The organism is Actinoplanes sp. NPDC051470, from assembly GCF_040682035.1.
Lineage (GTDB): Bacteria > Actinomycetota > Actinomycetes > Mycobacteriales > Micromonosporaceae > Actinoplanes.
Genome location: NZ_JBFBAA010000003.1, coordinates 143,536 through 170,135, shown reverse-complemented (window position 1 = coordinate 170,135; position 26,600 = coordinate 143,536). Strand labels below are relative to the sequence as shown.

24 protein-coding genes are annotated in these 26,600 nt (G+C 72.0%); all 24 read left to right on the top strand.

Annotated elements, in window-relative coordinates; all coding sequences use genetic code 11:
- The first annotated feature begins 1 nt into the window (after position 1).
- The 24 genes from AB0M54_RS07910 to AB0M54_RS07795 all read left to right on the top strand — a co-directional run bounded on the left by AB0M54_RS07910 (position 2) and on the right by AB0M54_RS07795 (position 26,519).
- On the top strand, positions 2-802 hold the full coding sequence (locus tag AB0M54_RS07910; protein ID WP_364325491.1) for an NlpC/P60 family protein: 801 nt from the start codon (positions 2-4) through the stop codon (positions 800-802).
- A 415-nt stretch (positions 803-1,217) separates the two neighbouring features.
- Entirely contained in the window at positions 1,218-1,649 is a 432-nt protein-coding gene (gene mraZ, locus AB0M54_RS07905; RefSeq protein ID WP_364325488.1) for a division/cell wall cluster transcriptional repressor MraZ, read from the top strand.
- Between the two features lie 191 nt (positions 1,650-1,840).
- The gene (gene rsmH, locus AB0M54_RS07900; protein ID WP_364325565.1) at positions 1,841-2,908 is read left to right on the top strand and encodes a 16S rRNA (cytosine(1402)-N(4))-methyltransferase RsmH; all 1,068 of its coding nucleotides are present in this window, start codon (positions 1,841-1,843) and stop codon (positions 2,906-2,908) included.
- A complete protein-coding gene (locus tag AB0M54_RS07895; protein ID WP_364325485.1) occupies positions 2,905-3,528 on the top strand; it encodes a hypothetical protein in 624 nt (207 codons plus the stop codon). The genes rsmH and AB0M54_RS07895 overlap by 4 nt, the downstream gene beginning before the upstream one ends.
- 5 nt (positions 3,529-3,533) lie before the next feature.
- The gene (locus AB0M54_RS07890; RefSeq protein WP_364469804.1) at positions 3,534-5,780 is read left to right on the top strand and encodes a penicillin-binding protein 2; all 2,247 of its coding nucleotides are present in this window, start codon (positions 3,534-3,536) and stop codon (positions 5,778-5,780) included.
- A 21-nt stretch (positions 5,781-5,801) separates the two neighbouring features.
- The gene (locus tag AB0M54_RS07885; protein ID WP_364469802.1) at positions 5,802-7,313 is read left to right on the top strand and encodes a UDP-N-acetylmuramoyl-L-alanyl-D-glutamate--2,6-diaminopimelate ligase; all 1,512 of its coding nucleotides are present in this window, start codon (positions 5,802-5,804) and stop codon (positions 7,311-7,313) included.
- Entirely contained in the window at positions 7,310-8,662 is a 1,353-nt protein-coding gene (murF, locus tag AB0M54_RS07880; protein ID WP_364469800.1) for a UDP-N-acetylmuramoyl-tripeptide--D-alanyl-D-alanine ligase, read from the top strand. Before AB0M54_RS07885 ends, murF begins: the two co-directional genes overlap by 4 nt.
- The gene (mraY, locus tag AB0M54_RS07875) at positions 8,659-9,762 is read left to right on the top strand and encodes a phospho-N-acetylmuramoyl-pentapeptide-transferase (protein WP_364325473.1); all 1,104 of its coding nucleotides are present in this window, start codon (positions 8,659-8,661) and stop codon (positions 9,760-9,762) included. Before murF ends, mraY begins: the two co-directional genes overlap by 4 nt.
- A 75-nt stretch (positions 9,763-9,837) precedes the next feature.
- The gene (locus AB0M54_RS07870; RefSeq protein ID WP_364325470.1) at positions 9,838-11,208 is read left to right on the top strand and encodes a putative peptidoglycan glycosyltransferase FtsW; all 1,371 of its coding nucleotides are present in this window, start codon (positions 9,838-9,840) and stop codon (positions 11,206-11,208) included.
- A complete protein-coding gene (gene murG / locus AB0M54_RS07865; RefSeq protein WP_364325467.1) occupies positions 11,208-12,317 on the top strand; it encodes an undecaprenyldiphospho-muramoylpentapeptide beta-N-acetylglucosaminyltransferase in 1,110 nt (369 codons plus the stop codon). The genes AB0M54_RS07870 and murG overlap by 1 nt, the downstream gene beginning before the upstream one ends.
- A gap of 73 nt (positions 12,318-12,390) precedes the next feature.
- Positions 12,391-13,818, top strand: coding sequence for a UDP-N-acetylmuramate--L-alanine ligase (gene murC, locus AB0M54_RS07860; RefSeq protein WP_364325464.1), 1,428 nt, complete (start codon positions 12,391-12,393; stop codon positions 13,816-13,818).
- Between the two features lie 4 nt (positions 13,819-13,822).
- A complete protein-coding gene (locus tag AB0M54_RS07855) occupies positions 13,823-14,593 on the top strand; it encodes an FtsQ-type POTRA domain-containing protein (protein WP_364469798.1) in 771 nt (256 codons plus the stop codon).
- Positions 14,594-14,893: 300 nt separating this feature from the next.
- Positions 14,894-16,021 carry a cell division protein FtsZ gene (ftsZ, locus tag AB0M54_RS07850; protein WP_364325458.1) on the top strand — a complete coding sequence of 376 codons (1,128 nt, stop codon included), beginning with the start codon at positions 14,894-14,896 and terminating at the stop codon, positions 16,019-16,021.
- 54 nt (positions 16,022-16,075) lie between these two features.
- Complete coding sequence (locus AB0M54_RS07845) at positions 16,076-16,786, top strand: YggS family pyridoxal phosphate-dependent enzyme (protein WP_364325455.1); 711 nt, start codon at positions 16,076-16,078, stop codon at positions 16,784-16,786.
- Between the two features lie 199 nt (positions 16,787-16,985).
- Entirely contained in the window at positions 16,986-17,696 is a 711-nt protein-coding gene (locus AB0M54_RS07840; protein ID WP_364325452.1) for a cell division protein SepF, read from the top strand.
- 23 nt (positions 17,697-17,719) lie between these two features.
- Positions 17,720-18,031 (top strand): YggT family protein, encoded by a 312-nt coding sequence (locus AB0M54_RS07835; RefSeq protein WP_364325449.1) that lies wholly within the window; start codon positions 17,720-17,722, stop codon positions 18,029-18,031.
- Between the two features lie 43 nt (positions 18,032-18,074).
- A complete protein-coding gene (locus tag AB0M54_RS07830) occupies positions 18,075-18,893 on the top strand; it encodes a DivIVA domain-containing protein (RefSeq protein WP_364325446.1) in 819 nt (272 codons plus the stop codon).
- 385 nt (positions 18,894-19,278) lie between these two features.
- Positions 19,279-20,085 (top strand): hypothetical protein, encoded by an 807-nt coding sequence (locus AB0M54_RS07825; RefSeq protein WP_364470041.1) that lies wholly within the window; start codon positions 19,279-19,281, stop codon positions 20,083-20,085.
- A 145-nt stretch (positions 20,086-20,230) separates the two neighbouring features.
- Positions 20,231-21,766: a potassium/proton antiporter gene (locus AB0M54_RS07820; protein WP_364325443.1), complete on the top strand. Its 1,536-nt coding sequence runs from the start codon at positions 20,231-20,233 to the stop codon at positions 21,764-21,766.
- 204 nt (positions 21,767-21,970) lie between these two features.
- Positions 21,971-22,375, top strand: coding sequence for a TraR/DksA family transcriptional regulator (locus tag AB0M54_RS07815; RefSeq protein ID WP_364325440.1), 405 nt, complete (start codon positions 21,971-21,973; stop codon positions 22,373-22,375).
- A gap of 20 nt (positions 22,376-22,395) precedes the next feature.
- Positions 22,396-22,944 carry a signal peptidase II gene (lspA, locus tag AB0M54_RS07810; protein WP_364325437.1) on the top strand — a complete coding sequence of 183 codons (549 nt, stop codon included), beginning with the start codon at positions 22,396-22,398 and terminating at the stop codon, positions 22,942-22,944.
- A 38-nt stretch (positions 22,945-22,982) separates the two neighbouring features.
- Positions 22,983-23,867 (top strand): RluA family pseudouridine synthase, encoded by an 885-nt coding sequence (locus AB0M54_RS07805; RefSeq protein ID WP_364325559.1) that lies wholly within the window; start codon positions 22,983-22,985, stop codon positions 23,865-23,867.
- Between the two features lie 24 nt (positions 23,868-23,891).
- A complete protein-coding gene (locus AB0M54_RS07800) occupies positions 23,892-24,863 on the top strand; it encodes a hypothetical protein (RefSeq protein WP_364325435.1) in 972 nt (323 codons plus the stop codon).
- 153 nt (positions 24,864-25,016) lie between these two features.
- Complete coding sequence (locus AB0M54_RS07795; RefSeq protein WP_364469796.1) at positions 25,017-26,519, top strand: AAA family ATPase; 1,503 nt, start codon at positions 25,017-25,019, stop codon at positions 26,517-26,519.
- The last annotated feature ends 81 nt before the right edge of the window (positions 26,520-26,600 follow it).

The following is a 26,600-nucleotide window of genomic DNA, read 5'->3' as shown; positions in this document are numbered from 1 at the left end:
CGTGCAACAAAGCACCTCGAGCCGGCGCCGCACCCTCGGCACCGGCAGCATCGCCCTGTCCCTGGGTATCTGCCTCGGCGCCGGCCAGATCGTGGCCACGCAGCCGGCGGTCGCGGCCACCCCGGTCGTCACCGCCGCCGCGATGCGGCCGCTGGCCAAGGTCACCCAGAAGGCCAGCGCGAAATCGGTGAAGTACGGCGCCTCGATCCGGATCACGACGTTCGTGGCCAACCCGAGCACCGGCAAGAAGGTCACGAGCGGCATGGTGCGCCTGCAGGCGCTCCGCAGCGGCAAGTGGCAGACGTGGCAGACCCGGACCATCCTGAAGTCGGGCGCCTACACCTTCTCGTTCAAGCCCCTGGTCTCCGGCACCTACCGCACCGTCTTCCTCGGCGGCGGCGGAGTGCGCGCGGCGGTCAGCCGGAACAACTCGTCGGTGTCGGTGACGAACAAGGGCGCCATGGTCCTGGCGGAGGCCGCGAGGCACAAGGGAGCGCTGTACAAGTACGGCGCGGCGGGTCCCAAGCGCTTCGACTGCTCCGGCTTCACGCTGTACGTCTACAAGAAGACCACCGGTCGCAAGCTGCCCCACAAGGCCAACTCGCAGCAGAAGTACGGCAGGTCGGTCAGCAAGGGCAGCCGGCAGCCCGGCGATCTGATCATCTTCCGCTCCGGCTCCTACGGCTACCACGCCGCGGTGTACGCGGGCGCCAACAAGATCTGGGACTCGCCGCACTCCGGCGCCCGGGTCTCGAAGCGCAAGATGATCAGCGGCAACTACGTGGTCCGCCGCCTGGTCTGAGTTCAGGACCGCAGTAAGTAAGGCGTAACCACTTTCGCACCGGCGGGGTGCGACCCGGGGTTCCTGGGTCGCACCCCGCCGGCGTCTGTGCTTGCTCCACCACCCTCCCCGCATCTCCTCCACTCCGCTCCACATCCACGCCCGGCGCCGCTGATACCGCGGATCCGGGCAGTTTTTCGTGCCCACCTGGGCGGCATGTCGGAAAGCGGACGCCATGATCAGGCCTTCGCCCTCCACTGGCACTCCACCGCGTCTACCTGCGCTTTCGTCTGCGAATCCGGTTCATGGACGGCACGATTCCGGTTGCGGGTGGAGGGAAGTGGAGTAGAGTGGAGCGCAGTGGCAGGGGGGACCTGCCGGCCCGATTCGACACGGCGGACCGCGAACCGCCGGCAGGGCGTAGGGGGGTTGGCCGATGTTTCTCGGCACGCATACCCCACGCCTGGACGAGAAGGGCCGGTTGATCCTTCCGGCGAAGTTCCGGGACGAGCTGGCGGGAGGTGTCGTGATCACCAAGGGGCAGGAGCGTTGCCTGTACGTGTTCCCGATGCCGGAGTTCCAGCGCATCGCGGGGCAGCTGCGCGAGCAGCCGGTCACCCACAAGGCCGCCCGGGCCTACAGCCGGGTGTTCTTCGCCAGCGCACATGACGAGGTCCCCGACAAGCAGGGCCGGGTCACCATCCCGGCACACCTGCGGGAGTACGCGGGCCTCGACCGTGAGCTGGTCGTGATCGGGGCGAGCACGCGGGTGGAGATCTGGGACAAGCAGTCCTGGGAGGACTACCTCTCGTCGAGCGAGGACGACTTCGCCGACATCGAGGAGGGGGTGCTGCCCGGCGGACTGTGACGGCGTGACACGGACGAGATGGACAAGACGTCGCTGCCGCCCGTACTGCGAGATCTCCAGCCGCTTGAGTTCCTGGCGCCTCTTCCCCGGCGCCAGGCGCGACGCCCGCCGGCAGCGGGCACGAGCGGATGGGGATCTGGCGGTACGGATTCGACGTCCGGTCGGACCGGGTGACGCACGAAGCCTGGCGACTGGGGGTCGACGTGGGGGAGCAACGTGGCACGCATGTGCCGGTGCTGCTCGAGCGCTGTCTCGAGCTGCTCGCTCCCGCGCTGGGTCTGCCGGACGCCGTGCACGTCGACTTCACTCTGGGTCTCGGCGGTCACGCCGAGGCGGTGCTCGAGCGTTTCCCGGACGTGGTCCTCATCGGGCTCGACCGGGATCCGGAAGCGCTGGCGCACAGCGGGCGACGGCTGGCCCGCTTCGCGGACCGTACGCACCTGGTGCACGCGGTCTACGACGAGTTGCCGTCGGTGCTGGCGGGGCTGGGCCACGAGGCGTTCCACAGTGGCCTGTTCGACCTGGGTGTGTCATCGCTGCAACTGGACGAGCCCGACCGGGGGTTCGCCTACGCGCAGGACGCACCGCTGGACATGCGCATGGACCAGTCGCGGGGGATCACGGCCGAAGAGGTCGTGAACGGCTACCAGCCGGGCGACCTGGTCCGGGTGCTACGGACCTACGGCGAGGAGAAGTTCGCCTCGCGGATCGTCTCGGCGATCGTCAAGGAGCGGGATCAGGGGCGGATCACGTCCACGAGCCGGCTCGCCGACCTGGTCAAAGCGGCCATCCCGGCCGCCGCGCGACGAACGGGTGGAAATCCCGCCAAAAGAACGTTTCAAGCGCTACGTATTGAGGTAAATGGCGAACTCGCCGCGGTCGAGTCCGCGGTGCCATCGGCTTTGGACGCATTGGCGCCGAAAGGGCGCCTTGTGGTGATGAGCTACCAATCGTTGGAAGACCGGATCGTCAAGCGCGCCATCGCCGCGAGGGCGCGCAGCACCGGACCGCTCGACCTGCCGGTCGAGTTGCCCGGAACCGGTCCGACAGTGCGTCTCCTGACGAAGGGGTCGGAGCCGCCGAGCGATGCGGAAGTGGCAGCGAACCCGCGAGCGGCCTCGGTGAGGTTGCGAGCGGTGGAGCGCGTCGAACAGAACCAGGCACCGGGTGCCGGCCGCGAGCGGCCCCGGCTGTCCGCACCACACGGGGGAAGAGGGCGGCGACGCCCGGGGGAACGCACGGAGGGGGAGGGGTCATGAGCGAGCGTACGTACGCGCCGCGGTCGGGGGGCCGGACCGCGGAACAGAACGCAACGACCGGTGCGCGCCGGCATCCGGCCAAGGTGACCCGGACGACTCAGGAAGCCCGCACCGAGGGCACGGCCGCGCTGCGGCTGGACCCGGCGCCGGCCGAGCGGTCGCGCGTCAAGGGCCGGCCGGACAGCCCGGCGCCGCGGCTGCGGGTCGCGCCGCCGGCCGCGATCCGGGCGCCCCGCACGCCGTTCATCGCGCTGGTCATCGTGCTGGTGGTGGCCGGGGTGCTGGGCATCCTGCTGGTCAACACCAAGACGATGGAGAACTCGTTCGAGCTGAGCCGGCTCGAGGACGAGCAGCGCAACCTGGACAAGCGGCAGCAGCAGCTGGAGAACCAGCTCGCCGACTACGAGAGCGCGGGCAACCTGGACGCGGCGGCCAAGCGGGCCGGTCTGGTCAAGGGCGAGCCGGCCTACATCCGGCTGCCGGACGGCCAGATCATCGGGGTGGCCGTGCCGGGCCAGGGCAAGAAGTCGGTGACCGCGCAGGACCAGGCGGACGCCGCGGCCGGCCACGCACCGGCCGGCTCGGCGCCGGTCGACGCGGCGCCGGGCACCGGGCGGTAGCCGCCGTGCCGCCGAAGAAGGACGAGCCACCGCGCCGGGGTCAGCAGCCCCGGCGCGGTGCGTCCCGTGACGTTCCGCCCGGCGACGAGGACGGCCGGCGCGGGTTCGGTGGCATCGGCGAGGCCCGGGCGTACACCCCGCGCGGGCGTACCGTGGCCGAGCGCGACCAGCGCACCCGATCGCCCCGCGCCGGGCGCACCACCGATCCGTTCCGTCCCGCGCTCCAGCTGCTCGAGGGCGGCAAGCCCCGGGACCGCCGGCCCGCGCCCGAGGAGCCCGAGGAGCCCGAGGAGGAGACGCCCGCGAAGGCGGCTCCCCGCAAGCGGACGACGGCGGGCGCCGGGCGTACGCGTACCGAGGCAACCGGTCGTGGCACCCGGGACCGCAAGGTCGCCGTCCCACCCGCACCACGACGGACGGCCGGCGCGCGACCCGCCAAGGCCGCGGCTCCGCCGAACCGCCGGCCACCGCCGCGGCGTCCCGCCCCGGCCGTCCCGTCCGAGCCGCCCAAGCTGGCCAACAGCACCCGCCGGCTGCGGCTGGGCACCGTGCTGGCGCTCGCCCTGTTCGCCACGATCGGCGTGCGGCTGGTCGTGCTCCAGGCGGTGGAGTCGCCGGAGAGCGTGCAGCAACTGCTCAAGCAGCGCCAGGACCGGCTGGCCACGGTGCTGCTCCCGGCGCCGCGCGGTAGCATCCTGGACCGCGACGGCGCCGAGCTCGCGCGCAGCGTCGAGGCCCGCTACATCTACGCCGACCCGGAACTGGTGGAGAACGCGGCGCAGGTCGCGGCCGAGCTGTCCCCGCTGCTCGGCATCGCGCCGTCCAAGCTGGTCGCGCTGATGCGGAAGAAGAAGCAGCCCGGCGGCGGCCCGGTGCGGTTCGTCTACCTGGCCCGCGGCGTCGACCTGCCGGTGGCCGAGAAGATCGCCAAGATGAACCTCAAGGGCATCCGCGAGGACCGCGACGAGCGCCGCGACGTGCCCGGCGCCGACCTGGCCGCCAACCTGATCGGCTTCACCGGCGAGGAGCACACCGGGCTGGAGGGGCTGGAGGCGCGCTACGACGAGTTGCTGCGCGGCACCGACGGCAAGCGCGTGTACGAGGTCGGGCGCGGCGACCTGGACAAGGAGATCCCGGGCGGCTTCCACAAGCTGGTGCCGGCCTCGCCCGGCACCTCGCTCCAGCTGACCATCGACCGTGACCTCCAGTTCGAGGTGCAGCGGATCCTGGCCAAGCAGATGGCCTCGGTCAACGCCAAGGTCGGCGGCGCCGTGGTGATCGACACCAAGACCGGCGAGGTGCTGGCCCAGGCGAGCTACCCGCCGTACAACGCGCAGAAGCCGTTCGACGCCAAGGCGGTCGACCGGGAGGACGTGGTCACCAGCGTGATCGCCGACCCCGGCTCGACCCACAAGGCCCTCGTCTTCGGCGCGGCGCTCCAGGAGGGGCTGATCACCCCGGACTCGAGCCAGGTCATCGGTCCGAGCCTGCGGCGTGGCGGGAAGGTGTTCGCCGACTCGCACCGGCAGGAAGCGGGCACCAGGGTGACGATGGCGGGCCTGCTCGCCTACTCGTCCAACGTCGGCACCATCCTGATCGCCGACCGGCTCGGACCCGAGAAGCTGTATGAGTACCAGCAGAAGTTCGGCCTGGGCCGGGCCACCGGCGAGGGCATGCCGGGCGAGGCCGGGGGCCGGCTGCTGGCGCCCGACGAGTGGAGCGGTTCGGCCTCCGGGTCGATCCCGGTCGGGCACAGCGTCGACGCCACGCTGCTCCAGATGTCCGCCGCCTACGCCGCGATCGCCAACGACGGCACCTACATCCAGCCGCACCTGATCAAGGCGACCCTCCCGTACGAGGGTCCGCCGGTCGCCGCCCCGGCCGCGGCCACCCACCAGGTGCTCCGCCCGGAGGTGGCACAGCAGCTGCGCCGGCTCCTCGAGTCACCGGTCTACAGCAAGGGCGGCACGGGCCGGAACGCCCAGGTCGACGGCTGGCTGGTGGCGGGCAAGACCGGCACCGGCAAGCGGCTGATCGACGGCCGGTACACCAGCTACAGCGCCGGGTCGTTCATCGGCATGGCGCCGGCCGACAACCCGCGCTACGTGATCGGCGTCTTCGCCGACGTGCCCACCGGATCGGGCGGTTTCGTGGCCGCGCCGGCCTTCAGCGAGATGATGAAGACGACGTTGCTGCATTACAAGGTGCCTTTCTCGGCGACCAAGCCGCCCAAGTTCAAGCTGTATCCCTGACGCCGGGTAGGGTCTGACGCCGTGCCCGGCATTCCCCGCCCCCAGAGTGTCCCGCCACATCGGCTGGCCGCGCTCGCAACCCTGCTCAAGGCCGATTTCACGGGCAGCGATCAAGAGATCACCGGCATCACCCACGCCAGTCGTGAGGTGCGTCCCGGCGATCTCTACGCGGCCCTGCCCGGGGCCAACCGGCACGGCGCGGAGTTCGTCGCGGCGGCCGCCGGGGCGGGCGCCGTCGCGGTGCTCACCGACCCGGCCGGCCGTGCCGCCGCGGTCGCCGCCGGGCTGCCGGTGCTGGTCGTCGCCGACCCCCGCGCGGTGCTCGGCGAGGCGGCCTCGGCGATCTACGGCGACCCGACCGCGCGGCTGACGATGATCGGCATCACCGGCACCGCGGGCAAGACCTCGACCGCCTATCTGATCGAGTCCGGCCTGCGCGCCGCCGGGCTGACCACCGGCCTGATCGGCACCGTGGAGACCCGGCTCGGCGACCTCGTCGTCGACAGTGTCCGGACCACGCCCGAGGCCACCGACCTGCACGCGCTGCTGGCCGCGGCGATCGAGCAGGGCGTCACCGCGGTGGTCATGGAGGTGTCCAGCCACGCGCTGGCGATGGGCCGGGTCGGCGGGGTGCGGTTCGAGGTCGGCGGCTGGACCAACTTCGGCCTCGACCACCTCGACTTCCACGCCGACGCCGACGACTACTTCGCGGCCAAGGCCAAGCTCTTCGACGGCCGCTGCCGGTCCGAGGTGCTCAACCTCGACGACAAGGCGCTGACCGGGCTGATCAAGCCGGCCACGCTGACCTACTCGGCCGACGGCGACACCGGCGCGTCCTGGTGGGCGAGCGAGATCCGGCCCTCCGCGTACGGCCAGCGCTTCACCGCCCACGGCCCGTCCGGCCCGGTCGAGGCCGGGGTCGCCCTGCCCGGCCGGCACAACGTGGCCAACGCGCTGCTCGCCCTGGCCGCGCTGACCGCGGCCGGCGTCGACCCGGTCACCGCCGCGCGCGGCGTCGCCGCCTGCCCCGGGGTGCCCGGCCGGCTGGAACAGGTCGACGCGCCCGGCGAGGTGCTCGGCGTCGTCGACTACGCGCACAAGCCGGACGCGATCGTGGCCGCCCTGGCCGCCCTCCGCGAGCTGGCCACCGCCCGCGGCGGCCGGTTGCTCTGCGTGATCGGCGCCGGCGGCGACCGCGACCTGGGCAAGCGGCCGGTGATGGGCGCCGCGGCGGCCCGGGGCGCCGACCTGGTCGTGGTGACCGACGACAACCCCCGCACCGAGGACCCGGCGGCGATCCGGGCCGCGGTCCGGAGCGGCGCCGAGGCGGCCGGGGCGCCGGCGAAGATCATCGAGGTGGCCGGCCGGCGGGCCGCCATCGACGAGGCGGTCCGGATGGCCGCCCCCGGCGACGTGGTGGCCGTGCTGGGCAAGGGACACGAGCGTGGCCAGGAGGTGGGCGGCGAGATGCTGCCGTTCGACGACCGGGTGGAACTGACCGCGGCTCTCACCGCGCACGGCGGTGCCGCATGATCCGTACGACGTTGGGTGAGATCGCCGAGGTCGTCGGCGGCCGGCTGGTGAACGCCGGGCCGGAGACCGTCGTGGACGGCCCGGTGGAGTTCGACAACCGGCGCCCGCTGGCCGGCGGGCTGTTCGTGGCCTTCGACGGCGAGAAGGTGGACGGCCACGAGTTCGCCGGCGCGGCGATCGCCTCGGGCGCGGCGGGCGTGCTCGGCGCCCGGGACACCGGGCAGCCCGGCGTCGTGGTGACCGACCAGATCGAGGCGCTGGCCCGGCTGGCCCGGTTCTCGCTGGACCGGCTGCCCGACCTGACCGTGGTCGGGCTGACCGGCTCGTCCGGCAAGACCACCACCAAGGACTACATCGGCCAGCTGCTGAGCCGGCTGGGCGAGACGATCGCGCCGCCGGGGTCGCTGAACAACGAGCTCGGCCACCCGTACACGGCGCTGAAGGCGACCGCGAGCACCCGCTTCCTGGTGCTCGAGATGGGCGCGCGGCAGGTCGGGCACATCCGGCACCTGGCCGAGATCGCGCCGCCGCGGATCGGCGTGGTGCTCAACGTCGGCGCCGCGCACATCGGCAAGTTCGGCTCGAAGGAGCAGACCGCGATCGCCAAGGGCGAGCTGATCGAGGCGCTGCCCGCGGACGGCGTGGCGATCCTGAACGCCGACGACCCGCTGGTGGCCGCGATGGCCGTGCGGACCCAGGCCCGCGTGGTCTTCTTCGGCGAGGCGGATGCTTCCGACGTGCGGGTCGACGAGCGCGACCACGCCTCCTACACGCTGGCCGGCCACCCCGTGCGGTTGCGGGTCACCGGGCGGCACCAGGTGTCCAACACGCTCGCCGCGGCCGCCGTGGCGGTCGCCGCCGGGATGCCGGTCGCCGACGCGGCCGCCGCCCTGGGCGAGGTGACCATCAAGTCGGAACGGCGGATGGACGTCTTCGACCGGCCGGACGGCGTGACCGTCATCGACGACACGTACAACGCGAACACGTCGTCGACCGTGGCCGCCCTGCGGTCGCTGGCCACCCTCGGCGCCGGCCGCCGCACGGTGGCCGTGCTCGGTTACATGGCCGAGCTGGGCGACGAGGAGGTCGCCGGGCACCGCGAGGTCGGCCGGCTGGCCGCCGAGCTGGGCGTGGACCGGCTGATCGCGGTGAGCGAGGAGGCCCGGCCGGTGCTGGACGGCGCCGCCGAGGTGCCGGGCTGGACCGGCTCGGCCGAGTTCGCCGCCGACCAACGGGCCGCGATCGCGCTGCTGCGCCCCGAGCCGGGCGACGTCTTCCTGGTCAAGGCTTCTCGTTACCGGACGTGGGACGTGGTGGACGCACTGCGGCCCGAGGGGGTTCGCCCGTGAGGGCAGTCATCGTCGCGGCCGCGGTCGCGTTCATCATCTCGCTGTTCGGCACCCCGATCGCCATCCGGGTGTTCACCGCGCTCAAGGCGGGACAGCCGATCCGTACCCTGGGCCCGCAGTCCCACCAGGGCAAGAAGGGCACGCCCACGATGGGCGGGGTGGCCTTCATCGTGGCCACCGTGATCTCGTACGCGGCCGGGCACCTGGCGCTCACCACGCTGCCCGAGCGGCAGATCGCCCAGGAGAAGCCGACCATGACCGCGCTGGTCCTGCTCGGCCTGTTCGTGTTCTGCGGCGCGGTCGGCTTCCTGGACGACTTCCTCAAGGTCCGCAAGGCGCACTCCGGCGGGCTGAGCGCCCGGGGCAAGCTGGTCGGCCAGCTGGTCGTCGGCGTCGGCTTCGGTGTCGCGGCGCTCTACGTGCCCAGCACCAACGGGCAGACGGTGGCCAGCGAGAGCATCTCGTTCATCCGGGACATCAGCTGGCTGGACGTCGGCAAGGTCGGCTCGGTGCTGGTCTTCGTCTTCGTGATCATGTCGATGTCGAACGGCGTGAACCTCACCGACGGCCTGGACGGGCTGGCCACCGGCGCCTCGATCGCGGTGCTCGGCGCGTACAGCCTGATCGGGTTCTGGCAGTACCGGCACTGGTGCGGTGACACCAACTACCAGCGGGTCGCCGCCTACTGCTACGAGGTGCGTGACCCCTTGGAGGTCACGATGATCGCCGCGGCGGCCGCGGCGGCGTGTGTCGGCTTCCTGTGGTGGAACACCAACCCGGCCCGGATCTTCATGGGCGACACCGGCGCGCTCGGCCTGGGCGGCCTGATCGGCGGTCTGGCCATGGCCACCCGGACGACCCTGCTCTCGATCATCATCGGCGGGCTCTTCGTGATCATCACGATGTCCGTGGTGATCCAGATCATCTCGTTCAAGACCACCGGCAAGCGGGTCTTCCGGATGTCACCGCTGCAGCACCACTTCGAGCTGGCCGGCTGGAGCGAGGTCAACATCGTGGTGCGGTTCTGGATCGTGGCCGGCCTCTGCGTGGCGGTCGGTCTCGGGCTCTTCTACTCCGACTTCCTCGCGGTGATGGGATAGACGTGCGCTAAGTCGCGGCGCGACACGCGCCCCGGGTGAGCCCCGGGGACGCCGACAAAAGCGATGATGTTTCTCATGGGGGAGGACCAGAGGACGTCGAGGCAGTCGCTCAGCCGGCAGTACCTGCCCGCGATCCACGGGTTGCTGGCCCGGCCGCTGTCCTCGTACTACCTGTTGACCGCGAGCAGTGGCCTGCTGCTGCTGATCGGCCTGACCATGGTCTTCTCGGCGACCAGCGTGAAGGCGTACTCGGAGCACGGCAACGCCTTCAGCGCGATCCGTAACCAGGCGATCTTCGCCGCGCTGGGCCTGCTCGCGTTCTGGGTGTGCCAGCGGCTGCCCGCCGGAACGCTGCGATCGCTGGCCAAGTACGTGCTGGGCGGGGCGGTCGCCCTGCTCGCGCTGCTCGACCTGCTGGTGCTGCTGGAGTCGGCCGGCGTCGTGGAGTCGGCCAAGGTCGGGCCGTTCGAGGCGCAGCTGCTCTGGCTCTACATCGGGCCGATCGGCATCCAGCCCTCCGAGCTGGCCAAGCTGGGCGTGGTGCTGTGGGGCGCGGACATCATCGCCCGCAAGGGCGCCGCGCTCGGCCACTGGCGTGAGCTGGCGATGCCGCTGTTCCCGATGGTCGGCCTGCTCTTCGTCCTGGTCGGCTACAACGACCTGGGCACCATGCTGGTGCTGCTGGCGCTGATCGTCGGGCTGCTCTGGGCGGCCGGGGTCCGGCTGCGGATCTTCGCCGCGCTCGGTGTGCTCGGGCTCTCCGGCATCGGGCTGCTGATCGCGGCCGCGTCCCGGGGCGCCGGTTCCGGCGCGGTCGGCCAGGACAACTACCGCCTGGAACGGGTCACCTCGTTCATCTCCCCGCCCCCGGACTGCAGCCAGGGCCCCTGCTACCAGCTCATGCAGGCCCGGTCGGCGATCTACGAGGGCGGTTGGTTCGGCGTCGGGCTGGGCAAGAGCGCGCTCAAGTGGGACTGGCTGCCCCAGTCGGACAACGACTTCATCTTCGCGATCTTCGCCGAGGAGCTGGGCGTGGTCGGCTGCTTCGTGGTGCTGGCGCTGCTCTCCGTGCTCGCGTACACCGGCTTCCGGATCGCCCGCCGGGTCGACGACCCGTTCCGCCGGCTGGCCGCGACCGGCATCACCACCTGGCTGGTGGCCCAGGCCGTGATCAACATCGGCGGCGTGGTCGGCCTGCTGCCGATCACCGGCCTGCCGCTGCCGTTCATCTCGGCCGGCGGTAGCGCCCTGGTCGTCACGCTGGCCGCCATCGGCATCCTCGCCTCGTTCGCCCGCGCCGAGCCGGACGCGGCCCGGGCCCTGAACGCCCGTCCGCCGTCGAGATGGGTACGGCTAGTCTGGGCCCCGCTGCCGCCGCTCCCCCCGCCGCGGCGGCCCCTTCAGAAGAAGGCTCCGGTGAAGGCGGGGAGTGAAAGGAGACGGTGATGGTCTCGCTGCGGTCGGTCGTGGTCGCCGGCGGAGGCACCGGTGGTCACATCTACCCGCTGCTCGCCTTCGCCGACGCGTTACGCCGGGCCTTCCCGCAGGTGCAGATCACCGCCCTGGGCGGCGAGAAGGGGATGGAACGCGAGATCATCCCGGCCGCCGGGTACGACCTGCGCATCATCCCCGTGCACCAGCTGCCGCGGTCGCTGAACATGAACCTGATCCGCACCCCCGACCGGATGTGGAAGTCGGCGCACGCCGCCGGCAAGGTGATCGACGAGGTCAAGGCCGATGTGATCGTCGGCTTCGGCGGCTACGTGTCGGTGCCGGCCTACCTGGCGGGCTGGCGTCGCGAGCTGCCGATGGTGATCCACGAGGTGAACGTGCCACCGGGCGTGGCCAACAAGCTCGGCATGAAGTTCACCAAGAATGTGGCCGTCGGCTTCCCGCACCAGCCCCAGCAGTCCGAGGCGCTGCGGGATGCTCGCGTGGTGGGCGTACCGATCCGCACCTCGATCTCCCGGATGGACCGCGCCGCGATTCGTCCGCAGGCGCTGGCCCACTTCGGCCTGCGCCCCGACCTGCCGGTGCTGTTCGTCTTCGGCGCGTCCCAGGGGGCCGGCTCGATCAACGACGCGGTCTCCGGCGCGGCCAAGGCGCTGACCCACGCCGGCGTCCAGGTGCTGCACGTCCAGGGTGGCCGCCGCGACCCGTTCGAGGTGCCACCGGGGCTGCCGGCGCCCTATGTGGTGGTGCCCTACCTGTCCGACATGCAGCTCGGGTACGCGGTCGCCGACCTGATCGTCTGCCGGGGCGGCGCGATGACGGTCGCCGAGACCACGGCGGTCGGGGTGCCGTCGATCTACGTGCCGCTGCCGTGGGGCAACGGCGAACAGAAACGCAACGCGTTGCCGGTGGTCGAGGCGGGCGGCGGCCTGATGGTCGAAGACGCCGAGCTGACCCCGGACTGGGTCGAGCGTACGGTGATCCCGCTGCTGCGCGACCCGGGGCGGCTGCGGGCGATGGGCCAGGCCGCCGCGGCCTACGGACGCCGGGACGGCGACGAGGCGCTGGTCGACTTCGTGTGCGAAGCCGTGGAGAGCCGATGAGGTCGCGTAGCGGTGCAGAGCCGATGAGGCCGCGTAGCGGTGGAAAATCGATGATGAGCAGGGGAGTCGCAGCGTGAACACGGCGGAGCTGACGCCGGCCGGTGAGTTGACCGCCGAGGACCTGGGCAGTGTGCACCTGATCGGGATCGGCGGCGTCGGCATGTGCGGCCTGGCCCGGCTGCTGCTGACCCGGGGCGTGCCGGTCTCCGGCAGCGAGCTGCGCGAGTGGCCGACCCTGGCCGCGTTGCGCGCGCTCGGCGGCACCGTGCACATGTCCCATGTGGAGTCCAACCTGGACGGCGTGGACACGGTGGTCTACTCCACCGCGATCCCGTTCGACCACGTCGAGCTGGCCGAGGCCCGCCGGCGGGGGCTGCGCGTGCTGCATCGGTCCGAGGCGCTGGCCGCGGCGATGACCAACCGGCAGGCCATCGCGGTGGCGGGCACCCACGGCAAGACCACCACCACCTCGATCATGACGGTGATCCTGCAGCACGCCGGTCAGGACCCGTCGTTCGTGATCGGTGGCGAGATCTCCGAGGCCGGCTCCAACGGCCACCACGGCACCGGCCCGCACTTCGTGGCCGAGGCCGACGAGAGCGACAAGTCGTTCCTGATCTATCGGCCACACGTCGCGATCATCACCAACATCGAGGGCGACCACCTCAACAACTGGGGTGACCTGGCCGGGCTCAAGGCCGGGTTCCTCGACTTCGCCCGGCTCACCGACGCCGACGGCTTCGTGGTCACCTGCGCCGACGACCCGGGGACACAGGAGCTGATCGCGGCGCTGCGCGCTGAGGGCAAGAGCGTCTTCACGTACGGCGAGAGCGAGGCGGCCGACCTCCGGATCTGGGACATCTCCTCGGCCACCGGCGGCGTGCGCTACCAGGCCTCGCTGAACGGGCAGCCGCTCGGCGAGCTCAAGCTGGCGCTGCCCGGCACGCACATGGGCCTGAACAGCGCGGCGGCCGTGCTGACCGCCCTCGAGCTGGGCATCCCGCTGGCCTCGATCAGCGAGGCGCTGTCCTCGTTCCCGGGGGTCCGGCGCCGGTTCGAGCGCAAGGGCATCGCGGCCGGCGTGCGGGTCTACGACGAGTACGCGTACCACCCGACCTCGGTCAAGGCGGCCCTGCGCACGCTGCGCGAGGTGGCCGGCGACGGGCGGCTGCTGGTGGTCTTCCAGCCGTACCGGGTCTACCGCACCCGTGACCTGCAGGCCGAGCTGGCCGAGGGGCTGGCGCTGGCCGACGAGGTGATCTGCATGGAGGTGTTCGGTCCGGGCGAGACCCGGCAGCCGGGCGAGGGTGGCGTGGCGCTGACCGCGGCGATCGACCTGCCCGCCGGGCACAAGGTGTTCGTGCCGTCCTGGGAGGACGTGCCGGCCGAGGTGGTCCGGCGCAGCCGCCCGGGCGACGTGGTGGTGACGATGGGCGCGCCGCCGATCTCGATGATGGGTGACGAGCTGCTGGACGTCCTCGCCGCCGCGGACAAGGACTGATTCGATGATGGCCGGCGGGGGCGGGCGGAACTGGCGACTGGTCCGGGCGGACACCGACGCGGTGCCGTCGTCGGTGCGCCGGTTCATGGCCCGCGCCCGGCAGCGCCGGCTCCGCGCGGCGTTGCCGTGGGCGGTCGCGTTCGGCGTGGCGCTGGTGATCGGCGGCCTGGTCTGGATGGTGTACGCGACCCCGGTGCTCGGCGTCCGCGAGGTGCGGGTGGTCGGCGCCGATTCGCTCAGCACCGTCGAGGTCGAGGAGGCCGCGTCGGTGCGGCTGCGTGAGCCGCTGGCCCGGGTCGACCTGGACGCGGTCCGGGGCCGGGTGCAGGGCCTGGCCGCGGTCGACCACGCCGTGGTGTCCCGGAGCTGGCCGGCCACCGTGGTGGTCGAGGTGGTCGAGCGGACACCGGTGGCCGCGGTCCGGGCCGGCCAGCAGTTCACCCTGATCGACGGCGAGGGCGTGCCGTACCGGACGGTCGAGCGCAAGCCCTCGGCCATCCCGCTGGCCGCGCTGCCCAAGCCGGGCCCGGACGACGTCAACACCCGGGCCATGCTGACCGTGCTCGGCTCGCTCACCGAGGAGCTTCGGGAGCAGCTGCTGCAGATCTCGGTCCTGGCGCCGGCCCGGATCGAACTCTCGCTCCGCAAGGACCGCAAGGTGATCTGGGGCGACGACTCGGCCAGCGAGACGAAGGCCCAGGTCTCGACGGCTCTGCTGAAGAGGGATGGGCAGACCATCGATGTCAGTGCGCCGACGGTCGTGACGATCCGCTAGAGTGGGGCATTAACCGGACACACGCGCACAAACGGAGCTTTACGGCGGAGGTTACGGCTTCGTCGGATTTCCGCCACGTAACCGGCCGCCGACACGCCGCGTGGGTCCTTGGTTTCACCAGTGACGGCTGCTTACGTTGCGACCAGAGGTTCGATGGTTGACATAAGACTAAGCCTCTAGTAGAGGGTGAGGGTTTCCTCGCCCTCCCTTGTACGGCCAGCGGCAGTCGAAGTGCGGTCCCCACCACGGACCGCAGGGGCCTTCTTCTGCCACTAACCCTGGAAGGGAAGGCTGAGCCCGATGACTCCTCCACACAACTACCTAGCCGTCATCAAGGTGGTCGGCATCGGTGGCGGTGGCGTCAACGCCGTGAACCGCATGATCGAGGTCGGGCTCAAGGGCGTCGAGTTCATCGCGATCAACACCGATGCGCAGGCGCTGCTGATGAGTGACGCCGACGTCAAGCTCGACGTCGGCCGCGAGCTGACGCGTGGCCTGGGCGCCGGCGCCCAGCCCGAGGTCGGCAAGAACGCGGCCGAGGACCACCGCGACGAGATCGAAGAGGTGCTCAAGGGCGCCGACATGGTCTTCGTGACCTGCGGCGAGGGCGGTGGCACGGGCACCGGCGGCGCGCCGGTCGTGGCGCAGATAGCCCGTAAACTTGGTGCGCTCACCATCGGCGTGGTCACCCGGCCGTTCTCGTTCGAGGGCAAGCGCCGCCAGGTGCAGGCCGAGGCCGGCATAGACGAGCTGCGCAACCAGTGCGACACCCTGATCGTCATCCCGAACGACCGGCTGCTCGCGCTGGGCGACCGCGGGATCAGCATGATGGACGCGTTCCGGCAGGCCGACCAGGTGCTGCTCTCCGGCGTCCAGGGCATCACCGACCTGATCACCACGCCGGGCCTGATCAACCTGGACTTCGCCGACGTCAAGAGCGTCATGTCCGGGGCCGGCAGCGCGCTCATGGGCATCGGCTCGGCGCGCGGCGACAACCGCGCGGTCGAGGCGGCCGAGAAGGCGATCTCCAGCCCGTTGCTCGAGCAGAGCATGGACGGCGCCCGCGGCGTGCTGCTCTCCATCGCCGGCGGCTCCGACCTCGGCCTGTTCGAGATCAACGACGCGGCGCAGCTGGTCACCGACGCGGCCCACCCGGACGCCAACATCATCTTCGGCGCGGTCATCGACGACGCGCTCGGCGACGAGGTGCGGGTCACCGTGATCGCGGCGGGCTTCGACGGGGGCACGCCCTCGTACAAGCCGGTCGAGACCGCGCGCAAGGTGGTCCAGCAGCCGAGCGCGCCGCCGGCGACCACGCCGGCGCCGGTCCCGGTGGCGAGCGCGCCGCCGGCGGCCACCACCCCGCCGCCGCGCCGGGTGCTCTTCGACGACGTCGACGTGCCGGACTTCCTGAAGAACGGGTCGTAATGCTCGAGCCCGAAGGGTCCGGGTTCTCCGTGCCGTCCGGAGGACCAGGCTTCGGTGGCTAGCATCGACAGGCGCGCGCAGCTCGACAGCAACCTCGGCGAGGTGCGGGAGAGGATCGCGCGCGCCTGCTCGGCGGCCGGCCGGGCGGCCGACGAGGTCACCCTGGTGGCCGTCACCAAGACCTATCCGGCCGGCGACGTGGTGCTGCTGACCTCGCTCGGCATCGCCGACGTCGGCGAGAACAAAGATCAAGAGGCCGGGCCCAAGGCGGCTGAGGTACGCGCGGCCGGCGCCTCGCCGCGCTGGCATTTCGTCGGGCAGCTCCAGCGCAACAAGGCCCGTTCGGTCGTGACCTATGCCGACGTGGTCGAGTCGGTGGACTCGGTCCGGCTGGCCGTGGCGCTCGATCGTGCCGCCGCTGACCTGCGGGAAGAACCGCTGGACGTGCTGGTCCAGGCCAGCCTGGACGAGTCGCCCGGGCGTGGGGGCGCCCACGGTTCCTCGCTCTGGGAAGTCGTCGACGCGGTCGCCGCCTCCTCCGCCCTGCGGCTTCGCGGGCTGATGGCGGTGGCGCCGCTGGGCGTACCGGCCGGATCCGCCTTCGAGGTTCTGCGCACTTTCTCGGCCCGGCTGGTGGCCGATCACCCCGAGGCGACCGTCGTCTCCGCGGGGATGAGCGGGGACCTGGAAGAGGCCGTCGCGCACGGAGCGACACACGTAAGGATCGGCACTTCTTTACTCGGGATGCGAAACAGGCTGCGGTAGCCTTGCGGCGGGCAGCAAACTACATAGGTGTTGTTTACGCGCCTCCCTTTGCGGGGACGGCGCCCGGACAGCGCGGCGCGTGTGCGTAAGGCGCGTGCAAGGGGGGAAGCGGCCCCGACTGGGGGTTGCGGGCCGCGATCGGAATTGAGGTGGGGGCAATGGACGGTCGGTTCGGCGCCGAGCGGGACGAGGTGACAGCGTGAGTGCTCTGCGTAAGGCCGGTGTGTGGCTCGGTCTCGTCGAAGAGGACGACGATCGCGCGTACGACGACCGTGGCTACCGCGAGAACAGTGGCTACCGCGAGCGTGACCGGGACTCCGGTTACCGCTACGCGGACGAGTTCGCCGACGAGGACGAAGACGCCGAGGAGCCGGCGCCGGTCCAGCGGTCCCGCCCGAACAACCGCGACCGCGGATCCGGCCGGCTCCAGCGCGCCGTCGCCGAGCTCGAGGAAGAGGAGGAGCGCGCGGCCGCCGAGCGTGACGACCGCCCCGAGCGGGCCACCGTGCGCCACATCGCGCCCTCCGGCACCAGCCGTAACAACTCCAACGCGGACAGCTACCCGACCCGGGGCGATCTTGCCCTCGCGCCCCAGGTCCAGGTGCACCAGCGCGCAGCCGAGGAAGATCAGCGCTACCAGATCACCACGCTGCACCCGACCACCTACCGTGAGGCGCGGACGATCGGCGAGCACTTCCGCGACGGTGTGCCGGTGATCATCAACCTGACCGAGATGGACGAGAGCGACGCCCGCCGGCTGGTCGACTTCGCCGCCGGTCTGGCTTTCGGCCTGCGCGGTACGATCGAGCGCGTGACCAACCGGGTTTTCCTGCTCTCACCGGCAAATGTCCAGGTCACGGCAGAGGACAAGGCCAAGATCGCTGAGGGCGGGTTCTTCGCCCAGAGCTGACCCGAACGAGGGAAACCGCCCACGTGCTGTCGATTTTGTTTCAGGTTCTCTATCTACTTGTCTACGTCTTCTTCCTGACTCTGCTGGCGCGCTTCGTCATGGGCGCGGTGTTGCAGTACGGACGCCGCTGGCAGCCCGGCCGAGGCGCGTCGGCGGCATTGGAGTCGGTGTGGAGCGTCACTGATCCACCCCTCAAGGCGTTGAGGCGTGTGATCCCACCGCTTCGAATTGGTAACGTGAGCGTGGACCTGGCGTCCCTGGTCCTGCTGGTTATCCTGTTCGTGCTTTTGAACTTCGTGTTAGAGAGCCTCATCGTCACCTTCAGCAGGGGTTGATGAGGCCCTCCCCACGCGGCCGCAACTGACCCGAGGAGTTTCGATGCCGCTGACCCCGGCCGACGTGCACAACGTCGCCTTCAAGAAGCCTCCGATCGGCAAGCGGGGGTACGACGAGGAGGAGGTCGACGCCTTCCTGGATGAGGTCGAGCGCGAACTCGCCCGTCTGATCGAGGAGAACAACGAGCTGCGCGCCCAGGTGGAGCGCGGCGGTCGGGGTGGCGCGCCAGCCGTCCCGGGTGCCGACCCCCGCATGGCCGCCGAGCTCAACGACATGAAGGCCCAGTTGGACCGCATCCAGCGGGACAAGGCCGCAGCTGAGCAGGCCGCACGGCAGATGCAGGCCGAGCTCGACCAGGTGCGTGCCCAGGGTCCGGTCGGCGCCGGTTCCACCTCTTCCGGCGGCGACGGCGAACAGCAGGCCCTGCGCGTGCTCATGATGGCCCAGCGCACCGCCGACGACCACGTGTCCGACGCCCGCCGCGAGGCCGACAAGCTGCTGTCCGACGCCCGGTCCAAGGCCGAGGAGGTCACCCGCGAGGCGCGCGCCAAGGCGGATGCCCTCGAGCGGGACGCGCGTCAGCGTCACCAGGAGGCCATGGGCGGCCTCGACGCCAAGCGGTCCGCGCTGCAGAAGCACATCGAGGAGCTGAAGCAGTTCGAGCGGGAGTACCGCACCCGTTTGAAGGCGTACCTGGAGAGCCAGCTGCGTGACCTGGACGGTCGTGGGCAGGGCCTCGAGGCCGAGATCGCCCGTGCCGACGCCGGTCGTTCGGTCGGTGGCTCCGGTGGCCTGGCCGCCGCGGGTCTCGCCGGCTCGTACGGCGGCAGCCGCGCCAACTCCATCGAATCCGGCCGCTGACACTTCCTGTCATCGGTCGGCTGCACCTCGACGAGGATGAGCCATGATCGTTGTGACCCTTCTGCTCATCCTCGTCGCGGTGACGCTGCTCGTCCTGGGCCTCGCCGACGGGGCGAGCACGATGCTGATCGGCTCGATCGTGGCCAGCCTGCTGGCCGCGGTCGCCCTGGTCATCGGCGCCCGCCGCGCGGCCACGCTCCGCCGCGCCGCCGAGGGCGTCCCGGCGAGCCCCGCTGACGACGCCTTCCTGAGCGAGTCGCCGTCGCCCGCCGAGTTCGCCACGGCCGGCGCGCGAACCTCCACCGGCCCCGGCCCCGGCGGCACCCACACCGGCCAGGGCGCCCGAGCGGCCCGCCGCGCCGCCGCCCCCGCGCCCTCCGAGGTCGTGTACGACGAGTTCGCGCCGCCTCCGCCGCCCGCCGCGACCGGCCCCGGCGACTACCCGTCTCCGCCGCCCGCCGCGACCGTCGTCCACGAAGACTTCCCGCCGCCGCCCGGCCCGGCCGCCGACTACGCCCCGCCCGGCCGCGAGGACTTCCTGCCGCCGCCGCCCGGATCGTCGTTGTCCGAGGCCTACGCCGACGAGTTCCCGCCGCCACCGCCGGCCGCTGCTCGCGCGGCCCGCCCGGCGCGCGACGCCGATTCCGATTTCTCCGCGTCTGACCCGATCTTGGACGATGAGGACGACGACGACCTGCTCGAGCCCGAGCCCGGCCGCCGCGCCCCCGACTACGACCGTGCCTCCTCGACCATCGACTCGGCCCGCGCCGAGGGCCGGCCCGAGGCGTGGCGCACCGACCCCACGCTGACCGACCCCGGCACCCGCCCGGCCGAGCCGTTCGACGACGAGGCCCCGCTGCTGCTCGACGACCCGGCCCCGGCGCCCGGGGCGACCGCGCCGTCGACGGACGCCCCGGCCGAGGAGGAGTTCGACGAGGCCGACGACGACGACCCCGAGGACGAGCCGCTGCCGCAGGCGGTCCACCCCGGTGACGCGGTCCAGGTCGCCCGGATGGACGCCGAGGTCCTGGTCGTCGACGGGCGCCCGCGCTACCACATGGCCGACTGCCCCCACCTGGTCGGCCGCCTCACCGAGGGCCTGCCGGTGAGCGAGGCCGTCGAGCTCGGCTTCAACCCGTGCGGCCTGTGCCGCCCGGTCGACCGCCTGGTCGCCCGCGCCAACCATCACTGATCGTCGCGGCGTGGCCCCGGTGCGCTGTCGATGGAGAAGATCGCGACAATGGGGTCATGGCCAAGCGGCGGACCCCCGACCCGAGCGCTCCTGACGCCGGTCCGACCGCCGCCGCCCGGGTCGGCGACCTGCTTGATGGCCGAGCGTGAGCGGCGGCCTGGATCAAGCGCTGCTGGTCGGGGCGGCGGTGCTGCTGGTCGCCGTGGCCGCGGTGCGCGTCTCGACGCGGCTCGGGCTGCCCAGTCTGCTGGTCTACCTGCTGATCGGGATCGTGATCGGGGAGTCGGGCTTCGGCATCCGGTTCGACGACGCGGAGCTCACCCGTACCCTCGGCTTCTGCGCCCTCATCATGATCATCGCCGAGGGCGGGCTGACCGCGCGCTGGACCACCCTCCGGCCCGTGCTGGGGCTCTCGGCCGTGCTGGCCACGGTCGGGGTGGCGGTCAGCATCGCGATCGTCGGCCTCGCCGTGCACCTGATCCTGGGGCTCGACTGGAAGCTGGCCCTGCTCTACGGCGCGGTGCTCTCGTCGACCGACGCCGCCGCGGTGTTCGCGACGCTGCGCCGGCTCCGGCTGCCCCCGAGGCTGGTGGCGACGCTGGAGGCCGAGTCGGGCATGAACGACGCCCCGGTGGTCCTGCTGGTCGTCCTGCTCTCGGCCGCGGGGCCGATGCCACACCCCTGGTGGTACGAGCTGATCATCGTGATCTACGAGCTGGCCGCCGGCGGCGCGCTGGGCTGGCTGGTGGCGATGGCCGGGCGCTGGTTGCTGCGGCACGCCGCGCTGCCCTCGTCCGGGCTCTATCCGATCGCGGCGGTCGGGCTGATGTTCCTGGCGTACGCGGCCGGCGCCGTCGCCCACGCCAGCGGCTTCCTGGCCGTCTACGTGGCCGGGGTGGTGCTCGGCAACGCCCGGCTGCCCCATCGCCGGTCGATCCTCGGGTTCGCCGACGGGCTGGCCTGGGTGGCCCAGATCGGTCTGTTCGTGTTGCTCGGGCTGCTGGTGTCGCCGAGCCGGCTGAGCGCCGCGCTGGTTCCGGCCCTGGTCGTCGGCGTCGCCCTGGTGCTGCTGGCCCGCCCGCTGTCGGTGGTCGTCTCCGCGGTGCTGGCCCGCCCGCTCCGGGGCCCGCGCCGGCCCGAGATGCGGATCGGCTGGCGGGGGAGCGCCTTCCTCTCCTGGGCCGGCCTGCGCGGCGCCGTGCCCATCGTGCTGGCCACGATTCCGCTCTCGGCCGGCACGCCGGGCGCCGACGGCCTGTTCGACGCCGTCTTCGTCCTGGTGATCATCTTCACCCTGCTGCAGGCCGGCACGCTGGCCCCGGCCGCCCGCCTGCTCGGCGTGACCGCCCCCGGCGAGGCGACCGAACTGCACGTGGAGACGGCCCCGCTGGAGAAGATGAACGCCGACCTGCTCCAGGTGGACGTGCCGGACGGCTCCCGGCTGGCCGGCGTGCACATCGACGAGTTGCGGCTGCCCGTCGGCGCCGCGATCACGCTGGTGGTGCGGGACGGCGCCGGCTTCGTCCCCGGCCCGGACACCCGTCTGCGCTCCGGCGACGCGCTGCTGATCGTGGCCACCGCCGCCGCCCGTGACCTGGCCGAGCGGCGGCTGCGCGCGGTGAGCCGCCGGGGCCGGCTGGCCCGGTGGTTCGGCGAAACCGGGGACGAACCCCGCGCGTAACCCGGACATCGTCGGGTATCCGACCTGTGACCAGGGCGTTTCGCCCGGGTTGGCGTCCTGGGGGCCGGTGCGCCGTGTTGTCGGTGTCCTTCACGTTCCGTATCCTTGCGAGCCTCCGGTGTGTGCGACCCTTGTCGCCACGCCGTTTTGGTAGGTACGTAGGGGGCAGACATCCGCGCGCCGCGCGCGGTCGAGGGAGCGATCATGGCCAAGGCAACCGAGACGAAGCCCGCCGCCAAGCGGACCCGCAGCGCGGCCGAGACCAAGAAGATCCACGCCGCTCTCGAGGAGCGTCGCAGCGAGCTTCAGACCGAGTACGACCAGACCCTTACCGAGATCGCTGAGCTGCAGCGGGAGCGCCTGGACGACTCGGCCGGCGACGACACCGCCGACACCGGCACCAAGACGTTCGAGCGTGAGCAGGAGATCACTCTGGCCAACAATCTGCTGGAGCGGATCACACAGGTGGAACGCGCCATCGACCGCCTCGGCGAGGGCAACTACGGTTGGTGCGAGAAGTGCGGCAACGCCATCCCGGTCGAGCGGCTGGCGGCGTTCCCGTCCGCGACCCTGTGCGTGTCCTGCAAGCAGCTTGAGGAGCGACGCTGAACGACGCCGACGAGGCAACGGTGACCGACGAGCCGGTCACCGCACGCGGCTTTGCCGGCCGCGCCCTGCTGGTGCTCACCGTGACCGCGGTGATCGCCGTGGGGCTCGACCAGCTGGTCAAGGAGATCTCCACCAACGAGCTGGTGGAGGGTGAGCCGGTCAAGATCCTGGGCGGCCTCATCTACCTGTCCCTGCTGCGCAACAGCGGCGCGGCGTTCAGCCTGGGCAGCGACTACACCTGGGTCTTCCCGCTGGTGACGATCGCCGTGGTGACCTGGATCGGGTTCATGGCCCGCAAGCTGCGCTCGGCGCCGTGGGCGCTGGCGCTGGGCCTGGTGCTCGGCGGGGCGCTGGGCAACCTGACCGACCGGCTGTTCCGGGCCCCCGGCTTCCTCCAGGGGCACGTGGTCGACATGATCAGCCTCTTCGGGCCGTACGCCAAGTACTTCGCCGTGTTCAACATCGCCGACGCCTGCCTGAGCGTCGGCGTGGTGCTGGCTGTCCTGCTCGAACTGACCGGGCGGCAGCGCGACGGCAGCCGTACCCCTGCGAAAAAGAAAGCACCGTGACCTCCAGATCCCTCCCCGTCCCGGACGGTCTCGACGGCATGCGCCTCGACCAGGTCGTCTCGCGGCTCTTCGGACTCTCCCGCACGGCCGCCGCGACCCTGGTCGAGGCCGGCGACGCGATGGTCGACGGCTTCCCGCGGCCCAAGTCCGACAAGGTCGCGGCCGGCGCCTGGCTCGAGGTCACGTTGCCGGCGCCGGTGTCCGCCCCGGTGGTCGTGGCCGAACCGGTCGACGGCCTGAAGATCATCTACAGCGACGACGACATCGTGGTGGTCGACAAGCCGGTCGGCGTGGCCGCCCACCCGAGCCCGGGCTGGACCGGCCCGACCGTGATCGGCGGGCTCGCCGCGATGGGCCAGAGCGTGGCGACCAGCGGCGCGGCCGAGCGGCAGGGTGTGGTGCACCGCCTCGACGCCGGCACCACCGGGCTGATGGTGGTGGCCAAGAGCGAGCAGGCCTACACGTCGCTGAAGCGGGCGTTCAAGGAGCGCGAGGTCGAGAAGCGCTACCACGCCGTGGTGCAGGGCCACCTCGACCCGCTGCGCGGCACCATCGACGCCCCGATCGACCGGCACCCGACCTCCGACTGGCGGTTCGCGGTGATGTCGACCGGCAAGCCGAGCGTGACCCACTACGACACGCTCGAGGCGTTCCGTTCGGCCAGCCTGGTCGACGTGCGGCTGGAGACCGGGCGGACCCATCAGATCCGGGTGCACTTCTCGGCGCTGAAGCACCCCTGCGCGGGCGACCTCACCTACGGCGCCGACCCGGCCCTGGCCGCCCGGCTGGGGCTGACCCGGCAGTGGCTGCACGCCCGCGAGCTGGCCTTCGAGCATCCGGCGACTCGAGATGTGGTGCGCTTCGTCTCGGACTACCCTGACGATCTGGAGCACGCGCTCAACGTGCTGAAAGACGCCGACTGAGACAGAACCGCAGGGGGTTGTCCGATGGCCGCGGCCGGTCAGCGCATCGCGACCGGGTTCGCGGTGGCCTCCGCGGCGTCGCTGCTTGCCATGATCATCTTGGCCGCCGACCGCAATCACCCGCCGGCCCCGGCGCCGTCCGCGCCCGGTGACGTCGTGCGGGTCGGGGTGGTCGAGGGCCAGTCCGTTCCGGGCTATCTCCGGAGCAGTCAGGGCGAGCTGGCGTCGCTGGGCGGGCCGGCCTGGGCGCTGGTGTCGCTCAGCGGTTACGTCCCGCCGGGCGAGCTGCCGTCGGTGCTGAGCGGCAGCGCCGTGGCCCAGGTCTACGCCCGGGCGCCCCTGCCGAGAACCGAGACCAGGGTGGTACGCATCCCGGCGTACCGCGTTCCCGACGATGTGGTCGCCGGGATGCTGGCCACGGCCGGTCAGCGCGATCAGGAGCGGGCCGACTACGGCCGCCTCAGCCACGATCTCGACGGCGCCGGCCAGGATCGGAACAGGCTGCGCCGGGCGTACGAGGACGCGGCCGGCGCCGCGGCGGCCGAGGCGCACGCCTACCGCGCGCACTGCGCCTGTGTCTTCGCCGCCGTGGTCCACGCCGACCCGGCCGCCCTCCGGGGCATCGCCGGTCGGGCCGAGGTGCGAGCCGTGGATCCTGCACCCGAAGTGCGGCAATTGGACCGGGTTGAGTTTCGGCCCCCTTTGCCCGAGCAATTCCCCTCTGACCAGGAAAATGCTCGACGGACCGCGATCACTCCGGCACCCGGTGGCACTTCGACGGTTGCCGCCGCAACCCCGACGCCAGTACCCTCTGCGCTCGGGGCCACTGTGACATCTGCCTCACCCCAGCAGCCCGCTGCCCCCTCGGCGGGAACCGGCCCTTCTCTCCCTAGTTCGGAGGAAGACCCTGCCCCACCCGCCGCACCAGCCCCGACGTCACCACCCGGCGCTCCGGCGAGCGGGTCGGGTGAACCCGGCGGGGCGTCCACGCGTTAGAAACCATGTCGGCCGAGCACCCGATGGCCCGCCCGGCGGCCGAGGTTGGACCGCCGGAGAGTGGCCCGAAAGGGGTTCAGCTCCGTAGCCTGTTGCGTGGCGGCGACACCCGTGGCCCAGAGGAATCATCGAGTTACGCAGGGAGGACGAGCCGTGGACGGGACCGAGACCGGCTGGGGCCGGCCTGCGGACTCCGGGCGCCGCTGGCGTGGTCTGCTCGACCGCGCCCGCCACGGGTCGCGGTCCCCGCACGACGACGAGCCCGAGGAGCCGGCCGACGAGAGCGCGCCTGAGCCGCGGCGTCCGTCGGCCCCGGCCCAGCCGCTGCCGATGCGCCCGCTCGACCGGCGCTCGTGGCTGCCCGAGACGGCACGCCCCGAGAACGGCCAGCCCGCTCCCCGGCAGAACGGTTACGAGCAGCCCGCCGCCCGCCCGGCCAACCCGCTCGACCGCCGGCCGGTGAACCCGCTCGACCGGCGTACCCCGGCCCGGCCGATGCCCCCGCAGCCCGAGCCGCGGCCGATGAACCCGCTCGACCAGCGGTCGGCCAACCCGCTCGACCAGCGGTCGCCCAACCCCCTGGAACAGCGGCCGGTCAACCCGCTCGAGCCACGCCGCTCCCGCCTCGCCGAGGGCTTCCAAGGGCGCGCCGACGCGGTGGCCGCGCCTCCGCCCGCCCCGGCTCAGCCGCACAGCTACTTCACCCCGGGCGCCCCGCCGCCACAACCGGCCTATCGCGCCGCGGCCGCCGTCCCGCCGCCGGTCCTGCCCCCGGTGGCCCGGCCGACGATCGCCCAGCAGTCCCCGGCGCCGGCCCGCATCGAGTGGCGGCAGGCCGCGCCGGCGCAAGAGGCCGACCGCGCGGTGCAGATCCTGCGGCGCAAGGTCGGCCGGCCGCGGGTGCTGGCGTTCGCCAACCCCAAGGGTGGCGTACACAAGACGACCGCGACCGTGCTCGCCGCCGCGACCATCGGCAGTGTCCGCGGCCGCGGCGTGCTGGCCTGGGACGACAATGAGTTGCGGGGCACGCTGGGCCTGCGGGCCGGCAGCGCCCGTCACGCCCGGACCATCCGGCACCTGCTGCACGATCTGCTCCAGATCGAGAACATGCATGGCGACGCCCTGCTCCAGGAGCTGGACGGCTACCTGCGACACGCCTCGGACGGCTCCTACGACGTGCTGGCCGGCGAGGAGAACCCGCGCTTCGCCCAGCGACTCGACCAGCACACCGTGCGCCGCGTGATGGACCTGCTGCGCCGCACCCACGACGTGATCTGCGTGGACACCGGCAACAACGTCGAGAGCGTCAACTGGCAGACGGTGATGCGAGCGGCCGATCAGCTCGTGGTGACCACGGTCCCGCGGGAGGACGCCGCGTTCACCGCCGACTGGATGCTCGACCTGCTCGACGAGACCGGCCAGGAAGATCTGGTCCGCAACGCCGTGACGTTGATCTCCTGCCCGTCGGCCGGGAAGGCCCCGCTGCTCGACGACCTGGTCAAGCATTTCGGCACCCGGACCCGGGCCGTCGCGGTGGTGCCCTACGACCCGTCGCTCGAGGTCGGATCGTCGATCGAGTACGCCGACCTGCAGCCCGAGACCCGAGCCGCGTGGATCAAGGCGGCGTCGATGATGATCGAGCCGTTCGCCGAGTAGCCAGGGCGGGTCGCCAACGACCACGGAGGGTCTCGGACTAGGCTCGGGGACGCTGATTTCGACGGCGGCGAGAGGGGGCCC